Here is an 8,083-nt window from a genome sequence, read left to right on the forward strand (position 1 = left end):
GCGCTATGCCGCCGAGTTCTTCGTCGGCCTGTTCGATCGCCCCGGCCGTGAGCGACGTTTTCTCAAGGCGCTGGAGCGGGTGCAGGACGCCTTCGGCGCCCTCAACGACCTGGCCGTGGCGCGCAACCGCATCCCCGCCGAGGCCAGACTGACCTCGCCCGAGATCGCCTTCGCCGCCGGGCGGCTGATCGGCGGCTGCGAACAGAGCGCCGTCATCCTGCACGCCGCTTCAGACCGCGCCTTCGCTCGCCTGGCCCGCGCCCGACCCTTCTGGCGGTAAATGCATACGACTAAATCGGTCGCATATCGATAAATGTTCTCGTTCAGTTCACGAGAACATCTTGCGAACAAGAACAAACCATGTCCATAGTCCGGCTCAACGAGGGAGCGGGTCCGTGGCGGGTCTCTCCCGAAGTCAGATGGGAATCATGGCAAGGGAGAGAAAACCAATGTCACAGGCGGCACTGAAGCTCGTGGGTAAAGAAGACGGCGAAAAGCAACGCGCTCTAGAGGCGGCGATCGCGCAGATCGATCGCGCCTTCGGCAAGGGCTCGGTGATGAAGCTCGGCAAGGGCGGTTTGGTGAACGAGATCGAGAGCGTCTCGACCGGCTCGCTGGGCCTCGACATGGCGCTCGGCATCGGCGGTCTGCCGGTCGGCCGGGTGATCGAGGTGTTCGGCCCTGAATCCTCGGGCAAGACCACCTTGGCCCTGCACACCGTGGCCGAGGTCCAGAAGAAGGGCGGCGTGGCCGCATTCGTCGACGCCGAACACGCGCTGGACCCCGTCTATGCTCAGAAGCTCGGCGTCAACCTGGACGACCTGCTGGTGTCGCAGCCTGATACGGGCGAGCAGGCGCTGGAAATCGTCGACACCCTGGTGCGCTCGGGCGCCGTGGACATCGTCGTGATCGACTCGGTCGCGGCGCTTACGCCGCGCGCTGAAATCGAGGGCGAGATGGGCGACAGCCTGCCCGGCCTGCAGGCCCGTCTGATGTCTCAGGCCCTGCGCAAGCTGACGGCCTCGATCTCCAAGTCGAAGTGCATCGTCCTGTTCATCAACCAGATCCGTCACAAGATCGGCGTCATGTACGGCTCGCCGGAAACGACGACGGGCGGTAATGCGCTGAAGTTCTACGCCTCGGTCCGCCTCGACATCCGCCGCACCGGCGCGATCAAGAACCGCGACGAGGTCGTCGGCAACACCACCCGCGTCAAGGTGGTCAAGAACAAGGTCGCCCCGCCGTTCCGCGAGGTCATCTTCGACATCATGTACGGCGAAGGCATCTCCAAGATCGGCGAGATCATCGACCTGGGGGTCAAGGCCAACATCATCGAGAAGTCCGGCTCCTGGTTCTCCTACGACTCCACCCGCATCGGTCAGGGTCGCGAGAACGCCAAGGAGTTCCTGAAGAACAACCCCGACATGGCTCTCGCCATCGAGAAGGCCGTCCGCCAGTCCACGGCCAAGATCGCCGACGACATGCTGGGCGCGCCCGAGCCGGACGAAGGTCAGGATCTGGAGGGCTGATCCGCCTTCATTCCCGGTTCTGAACAGAGCTTCTCCGTTCGCCGCCTCGCGACCCGCCTACCGACCCCGCGGGGCCGGTCGGACGGAGACAGGCCCGCCCGACCAACGTCGGGCGGGCCTCTTTTTTTCCCCTAAGCTGAAAGATTGCCGTCAGCTCAAAGCGGTCCCCCAGGACGGCACTCGTGCCCCCGCTCGGCCGTATAGTAAGGCGTAGGGAACAGGGGCGTAATTACCATCACATTGCCTCCCGATTCCATGCAAACGTCATTTCCATACCCCACGACCGTCGTCATGGATGCGTCCGAGTAGAATGTATAATAGTACACATACTCCCATGATTTGAACGCAACCGCCGGCGAAGCGGTCATGGCGAGAAGAATTCCTGACATTGCCAATTTGGCTATCGTGCGCACACGTATTCTCCCTAAATTAAAGTCTGAAACATCCACCAGACCCATTCACATAACAACGATTCCTGATAAATGAGAAGGAACGCCATGCGCCCCGCCACCGCCGACCTCTGCGACGCCCACACCGACGTGGTGAAGGTCTGCCAGACGCCTTTCCGCAGCTTCGGCCAGGTCGCCGCCTTCCACGGTCCGATCCGCACCCTCAGCGTGCTGGACGACAACGCCTTGGTACGCGAGACGCTGGAGCGCCCCGGTCAGGGCGCGGTCCTGGTCGTCAACGGCGGCGGTTCGCTGAAGCGCGCCCTGGTCGGCGACAACCTCGCGAAGCTGGCCATCGACAACGGCTGGGCCGGGATCATCGTCCACGGCGCCGTGCGCGACACAGCCGTCATCAACACCATGGAGGTCGGCGTCAAAGCCCTGGGAACCATTCCCTTGCGCGCCGATCGCGACGGCATCGGCGAGATCGACATCCCCACCGCCTTCGGCGGCGTCATCTTCACGCCCGGCGACTGGCTCTACGCCGACGAGGACGGGGTGGTCGTCTCCCCGCAGCGCCTGCACGATTAGAGCGCTCGCGGCCGCAAAAACGCGCCTTCTCCCCCACGATCACGCGCCAGTGATGCGTTCGGCGCAAAATCCCTATATGACGCCGGTTCCGACATTCCTCCCGCGCGCCCGAGTTCCAGAGCGATACGCCCATGACCAGCCTGAAGCAGATCCGTTCCACCTTCCTCGACTACTTCGCCGCCGACGGCCACGAGAAGGTGCAGTCGGCTCCGCTCGTGCCGCAGAACGATCCGACGCTGCTGTTCGTCAACGCGGGCATGGTGCCGTTCAAGGACTATTTCACCGGCGCCGCCACCCCGCCCTACAAGCGCGCCACCAGCTCGCAGAAATGCGTGCGCGCCGGCGGCAAGCACAACGACCTGGACAACGTCGGCTATACCGCGCGCCACCACACCTTCTTTGAAATGCTGGGCAATTTCTCGTTCGGCGACTACTTCAAGGATCACGCCATCGAGCGCGCCTGGACCCTGCTGACCAAGGAGTTCGGCCTCGATCCCCAGCGCCTGCTGGTCACCGTCTATCACACCGACGACGAAGCCTTCGACATCTGGAAGAAGATCACCGGCTTCTCCGACGACAAGATCATCCGCATCCCCACCGCCGACAACTTCTGGGCCATGGGCGACAGCGGGCCGAGCGGTCCCTGCACGGAAATCTTCTACGACCACGGCGACCACATCTTCGGCGGCCCTCCCGGTTCGCCGGACGAGGACGGCGACCGCTTCGTCGAGATCTGGAACAACGTCTTCATGCAGTTCGAGAAGGAGAACGACGAGATCGTTCGCGAACTGCCCAAGAAGTCGGTCGACACCGGCATGGGTCTGGAGCGCATCGCCGCCGTGCTTCAGGGCGTCCACTCCAACTATGACGTCGACCTGTTCAAGAGCCTGATCCACGCCTCGGAAGAACTGACCTCGACCAAGGCCGAGGGCGAGCGCGCCCCGTCGCACCGGGTCATCGCCGACCACCTGCGTTCGACCGCCTTCCTGATCGCCGACGGCGTGACGCCCTCGAACGAGGGCCGCGGCTATGTCCTGCGCCGCATCATGCGCCGCGCCATGCGTCACGCCCACCTGCTGGGCGCCGCCGATCCGCTGATGCACCGTCTGGTGCCGACCCTGGTTCAGGAAATGGGCGAGGCCTATCCCGAACTGGGCCGCGCCCAGGCCTTCATCGAGGACACGCTGAAGCAGGAAGAGATCCGCTTCCGCACCACGCTCGGCCGCGGCATGAACCTGTTCGATCAGGCCACGAGCGACTTCAAGGCCGGCGACATGCTGGACGGCCAGACGGCCTTCACCCTGTACGACACCTACGGCTTCCCGCTGGACCTGACGCAGGACGAGGCCCGCCGTCGCGGCTTCAGCGTCAACGTCGACGGCTTCGAATCCGCCATGGCCGAGCAGCGCGACCGCTCGCGCGAGCACTGGAAGGGCTCGGGCCAGACGGCTTCGGCCGGGGCTTGGCTGGCGCTGCGCGACCAGCACGGCGGCACCGAATTCACCGGCTATGAGTCCGAAACCGGCGAAGGCAAGGTCATCGCCCTCGTCAAGGAGGGCGCCGAGGCCGCGTCCGCCGCGACCGGCGAGACGGTCGAGGTGCTGCTGGACAAGACCCCCTTCTACGGCGAAGGCGGCGGCCAGGCGGGCGACAAGGGCGCCTTCGTCTGGAGCGGCGGCGAAGGCCGCGTTCTGGACACCAAGAAGCACGGCGGCGACCTGCACGTTCACACGCTGGAAGTGACCAAGGGCGCGCTGGCGACCGGCGCGGTCGTGACCGCCACGGTCGAGGCAGGCTCCCGCCCGACCACCCGCGCCAACCACTCGGCCGCCCACCTGTTCCACGCCGCCGTCAAAAACGTCCTGGGCGCCCACGTCGCCCAGAAGGGCCAGATGGTCGACGCCGAGCGCATGCGCTTCGACTTCAGCCACAACGCCCCGATGACGGACGAGGAGATCGCCCGCGTCGAGGACGAGGTGAACGCCGTCATCCGCCAGAATGTCCCGGTCACGACCGAGCTGATGACGCCCGACGCCGCCATCGCGGCGGGCGCCGTGGCCCTGTTCGGCGAGAAGTACGGCGACGAGGTCCGCGTCCTGACCATCGGCCGCGCGCTGAACGGTCCCGGCGCCTATTCGGTCGAACTGTGCGGCGGCACCCACGTCTTCCGCACCGGCGACATCGCCCTGTTCAAGATCGTCTCCGAAGGCGGCGTGGCCGCCGGCGTGCGCCGCGTCGAGGCCCTGACCGGCGAGGCGGCCCGCCGCTTCCTGCTGGATCAGGCCAATGTCGCCCGCCACCTGGCGCAGGGCTTTAAGATCCAGCCCGCCGAGGTTCCGGCCCGCGTCGAGGGTCTGCAGGCCTCGGTCAAGACGCTGGAGAAGCAGGTCGCTGACCTGAAGAAGCAGTTGGCCCTGGGCGGCGGCGCAGGCGCCAATGCGGCTCCGGAGGAGATCAACGGCGTCAAGCTGATCGCCCGCGTTCTGGACGGCGTCGACGGCAAGGGCCTGCGCGGCGTGGCCGAGGACTTCAAGAAGCAGATCGGCTCGGGCGTCGTCGCCCTGGTCGGCGTCACCGACGGCAAGGCGGCCATCACCGTCGCCGCGACGCCGGACATGGCCGGTAAGGTCAATGCGGCCGACTTGGCCCGCGACGCCGTCATCGCTATGGGCGGCAAGGGCGCAGGCGGCAAGCCCGACTTCGCCCAGGGCGGCGCCCCGGACGGCTCCAAGGCCGAGGACGGCCTGAACGCCATCCGCGCCGTGCTGAAGGACTGATCGCCCGCACAGGCTGAAACGACAAGGGGCGGCGCATTCGATGCGCCGCCCTTTTTAGGCTGTGCTCAGCCTCAGGACGCGATCTAAACGGACGCGGCGGTATCTGGCGATGGAAGCTCATTGAGAAAATCGTCAGAGAACGGCCCGCCGAGTTCGTGAGCCTCATCCCACACATCAAACAGATTTTCGTTGTAACGATAGACCTCAACCCTGCCGGCAAAGACTTCCAGCTTCAGGTTTTTTACGCTTGGCAGGTTCCAATCGACACAGAAGGTCGGCCAATAGCCCGGCCAGATGTTTGGGGCCGGTCGCCCGGTCTGTTGCAGCAGCTCCAGAATATCGTTCATGACAGCGATGGTAGCCGGTTCATATTCGCCGGGCCGCTCAGCAATGCAGCTTTCAACCTCGCATCGAGCTCGCTCCCATTGGTTCACGGAGTCGGCGCCCCCAGATCAATCGCCGCCAGCTTCCAGCCGAACAGGTTGCGACGCTTCATCAGCAGGGACACCGCTTCGTTCGGCTGGTCGTCGCGGGTCAGGGTGACGGCGAAGGTGTCCAGGTCGCGATAGCCCCACGACTGGCGCACGCGGTCATGGTCACTCTTCGCCTTCAGCTCCGTTTCGACCGGGAGGGCGGGCTTGGGCGTGCGCCCCTCCTGCACCATCATGGAGATCGCCTGCGGGGTGACGAAGGCGTCCACCGCCCCGCCGACGATGGCGGGCGCCAGCAGCATCCCCAGCCCCGACAGGCCGCTGTCGGCCATGCGCGGATCGTTGCGCATCTCCGCCATCATGCGGGCGTTCAGCTCGTCCTTCAGACTGGCGCGGAAGGCGGGAAAGTCGACCTGGCGCTCCAGCCCCTTTTCATCCCCGGCCTTGGCCGCCCGCACCAATGATCGCGCCGCCAGCAGCGGCGACGCGGCGTAGGCGACCACAAAGACAGCGACGGCCGCCAATCCCAGACGAATGATCAGTTTGCGGTTCATCGGCCCTCCCCTGCCTTACGAACGCGACGAGACGACGACGAAACGGCGTCAAAATCCCCAAGAGTATTAGGGACATGGATCGTAGGCGGGTTCAATGCGTGTTTTCACGCGGCTCCGTCCCCTGTCCCCACGCCGTCATCCTCGGGCTTGACCCGAGGATCCAGCCATCCGCGTACTGAACGTGGGCGAGGTCGAGCGCGCCGCCGCACTGGATCCTCGGGTCAAGCCCGAGGATGACGGCAAAAGGTTGAATGACGCCACCAACAAAAAAGCCCGCCGGATCGCTCCGGCGGGCCTTGATGTCATTCTGGGCTAAGCTCAGCCGATGCCCGGCAGGGCCTTCTTCAGGTTCTCGGACACCTTGTCCAGGAAGCCTTCGGTCGTCAGCCAGGACTGCTGATCGCCGACCAGCAGGGCCAGATCCTTGGTCATGAAGCCCGACTCGACGGTCTCGACGACCACGCGCTCCAACGTATCGGCGAACTCGGCCAGCTCGGCGTTGCCGTCCAGCTTGGCGCGGTGCTTGAAGCCACGGCTCCAGGCGAAGATCGAGGCGATCGAGTTGGTCGAGGTGGCCTCGCCCTTCTGATGCTGACGGTAGTGACGGGTCACGGTGCCGTGGGCGGCCTCGGTCTCCATGACCTTGCCGTCCGGCGTCATCAGCACCGAGGTCATCAGGCCCAGCGAGCCGAAGCCCTGCGCCACGATGTCCGACTGCACGTCGCCGTCGTAGTTCTTGCACGCCCAGACGAAGCCGCCCGACCACTTGATCGCGGCCGCGACCATGTCGTCGATCAGGCGGTGCTCATAGGTCAGGCCGCGCTTCTTGAATTCCTCGGCGTATTCGGCGTCGAAGACTTCCTGGAAGATATCCTTGAAGCGGCCGTCATAGGCTTTCAGGATGGTGTTCTTGGTCGACAGATAGACCGGGTAGTTGCGGTTCAGGCCATAGCCGAACGAGGCGTGGGCGAACTCGCGGATCGAGGCGTCCAGGTTGTACATGCCCATGGCGACGCCGGCGCCCGGCGACTTGTAGACTTCATGCTCGATGACCTCGCCGTCTTCGCCGACGAACTTGATGGTCAGCGTGCCCGGCCCAGGCATCAGGAAGTCGGTGGCCTTGTACTGGTCGCCGAAGGCGTGACGGCCGACGACGATCGGCTGGGTCCAGCCCGGCACCAGACGCGGGACGTTCTTGCAGATGATCGGCTCGCGGAAGACCACGCCGCCCAGGATGTTGCGGATGGTGCCGTTCGGCGACTTCCACATCTTCTTCAGGCCGAATTCGGCGACGCGCGCCTCGTCCGGGGTGATGGTGGCGCACTTCACGCCGACGCCGTGCTTCTGGATGGCGTGGGCCGCGTCGATCGTGATCTGATCATCGGTGGCGTCACGGCTTTCCATGCCGAGGTCGTAGTAGTCGAGTTCGAGGTCCAGATACGGGAAGACCAGCTTGTCCTTGATCATCTGCCAGATGATCCGGGTCATTTCGTCGCCGTCGATGTCCACGATGGGATTGGCGACCTTGATCTTGGCCATGCTTACGCCTCTGTCTCTCAATCAGGGAAGGAATTCGGTGCAGGGGATATAGCGACCCCTGCGCGCGGGCGCAAAGGGGACGAAAGCCGCAAGGCCCGAACGACAGGCCGGAACGAAACGGCGGCTGGGCCGCTAGGCTTTTTCACGGCTACGCTTGGCGCCGCCGGTCGATCAAAAACGCATGGAACGCCTGATGACGCTTCGCCGCCTGCGGTTCGCCGCCTCCGTCGCCTTCCTTCCCCTGGCTCTGGCCGCCTGCAAGGGGCGCGAGGC

The 8,083-nt window shown here is 65.0% G+C and carries 8 protein-coding genes; 5 read left to right on the forward strand and 3 right to left on the reverse strand.

Translation table 11 applies throughout. The features are described from left to right. The 4 genes from RT567_RS10540 to alaS form a co-directional block, all read left to right on the forward strand. Nucleotides 1-280, forward strand: a 280-nt coding sequence (locus RT567_RS10540) for a CHAD domain-containing protein (protein WP_313576343.1), incomplete at its 5' end; no start/stop codon positions are given. A gap of 169 nt (nt 281-449) precedes the next feature. Then, nucleotides 450-1,529 (forward strand): recombinase RecA, encoded by a 1,080-nt coding sequence (gene recA / locus RT567_RS10545; RefSeq protein ID WP_313576344.1) that lies wholly within the window; start codon nt 450-452, stop codon nt 1,527-1,529. Nucleotides 1,530-2,026: 497 nt separating this feature from the next. Next, on the forward strand, nt 2,027-2,509 hold the full coding sequence (gene rraA / locus RT567_RS10550) for a ribonuclease E activity regulator RraA (protein ID WP_313576345.1): 483 nt from the start codon (nt 2,027-2,029) through the stop codon (nt 2,507-2,509). Between the two features lie 131 nt (nt 2,510-2,640). Continuing rightward, nucleotides 2,641-5,286, forward strand: a complete 2,646-nt coding sequence (gene alaS / locus RT567_RS10555; protein ID WP_313576346.1) for an alanine--tRNA ligase — start codon at nt 2,641-2,643, stop codon at nt 5,284-5,286. Between the two features lie 83 nt (nt 5,287-5,369). Here alaS and RT567_RS10560 read toward each other — a convergent pair whose 3' ends face one another. Together RT567_RS10560 and RT567_RS10565 are read right to left on the reverse strand one after the other, a co-directional pair. Then, the gene (locus RT567_RS10560; protein ID WP_313576347.1) at nt 5,370-5,633 is read right to left on the reverse strand and encodes a hypothetical protein; all 264 of its coding nucleotides are present in this window, start codon (nt 5,631-5,633) and stop codon (nt 5,370-5,372) included. A gap of 83 nt (nt 5,634-5,716) precedes the next feature. After that, nucleotides 5,717-6,271 carry a DUF2939 domain-containing protein gene (locus tag RT567_RS10565; RefSeq protein WP_313576348.1) on the reverse strand — a complete coding sequence of 185 codons (555 nt, stop codon included), beginning with the start codon at nt 6,269-6,271 and terminating at the stop codon, nt 5,717-5,719. A gap of 181 nt (nt 6,272-6,452) precedes the next feature. On the opposite strand from RT567_RS10565, the gene RT567_RS10570 reads away from it, so the two are divergent. Beyond that, entirely contained in the window at nt 6,453-6,587 is a 135-nt protein-coding gene (locus RT567_RS10570; protein ID WP_313576349.1) for a hypothetical protein, read from the forward strand. A 2-nt stretch (nt 6,588-6,589) separates the two neighbouring features. Here RT567_RS10570 and RT567_RS10575 read toward each other — a convergent pair whose 3' ends face one another. Next, on the reverse strand, nt 6,590-7,810 hold the full coding sequence (locus RT567_RS10575) for an NADP-dependent isocitrate dehydrogenase (protein WP_313576350.1): 1,221 nt from the start codon (nt 7,808-7,810) through the stop codon (nt 6,590-6,592). Between the last annotated feature and the right edge of the window lie 273 nt (nt 7,811-8,083).

The sequence above is a fragment of the Brevundimonas sp. genome, assembly GCF_032107865.1.
Classification (GTDB): domain Bacteria; phylum Pseudomonadota; class Alphaproteobacteria; order Caulobacterales; family Caulobacteraceae; genus Brevundimonas.

Bases quoted from the DNA above. Each gene is read 5' to 3' on its own strand.
- recA (WP_313576344.1), top strand. From the start codon at position 450: ATGTCACAGGCGGCACTGAAGCTCGTGGGTAAAGAAGACGGCGAAAAG.
- rraA (WP_313576345.1), top strand. From the start codon at position 2,027: ATGCGCCCCGCCACCGCCGACCTCTGCGACGCCCACACCGACGTGGTG.
- alaS (WP_313576346.1), top strand. From the start codon at position 2,641: ATGACCAGCCTGAAGCAGATCCGTTCCACCTTCCTCGACTACTTCGCC.
- RT567_RS10560 (WP_313576347.1), bottom strand. From the start codon at position 5,633: ATGAACGATATTCTGGAGCTGCTGCAACAGACCGGGCGACCGGCCCCA.
- RT567_RS10565 (WP_313576348.1), bottom strand. From the start codon at position 6,271: ATGAACCGCAAACTGATCATTCGTCTGGGATTGGCGGCCGTCGCTGTC.
- RT567_RS10575 (WP_313576350.1), bottom strand. From the start codon at position 7,810: ATGGCCAAGATCAAGGTCGCCAATCCCATCGTGGACATCGACGGCGAC.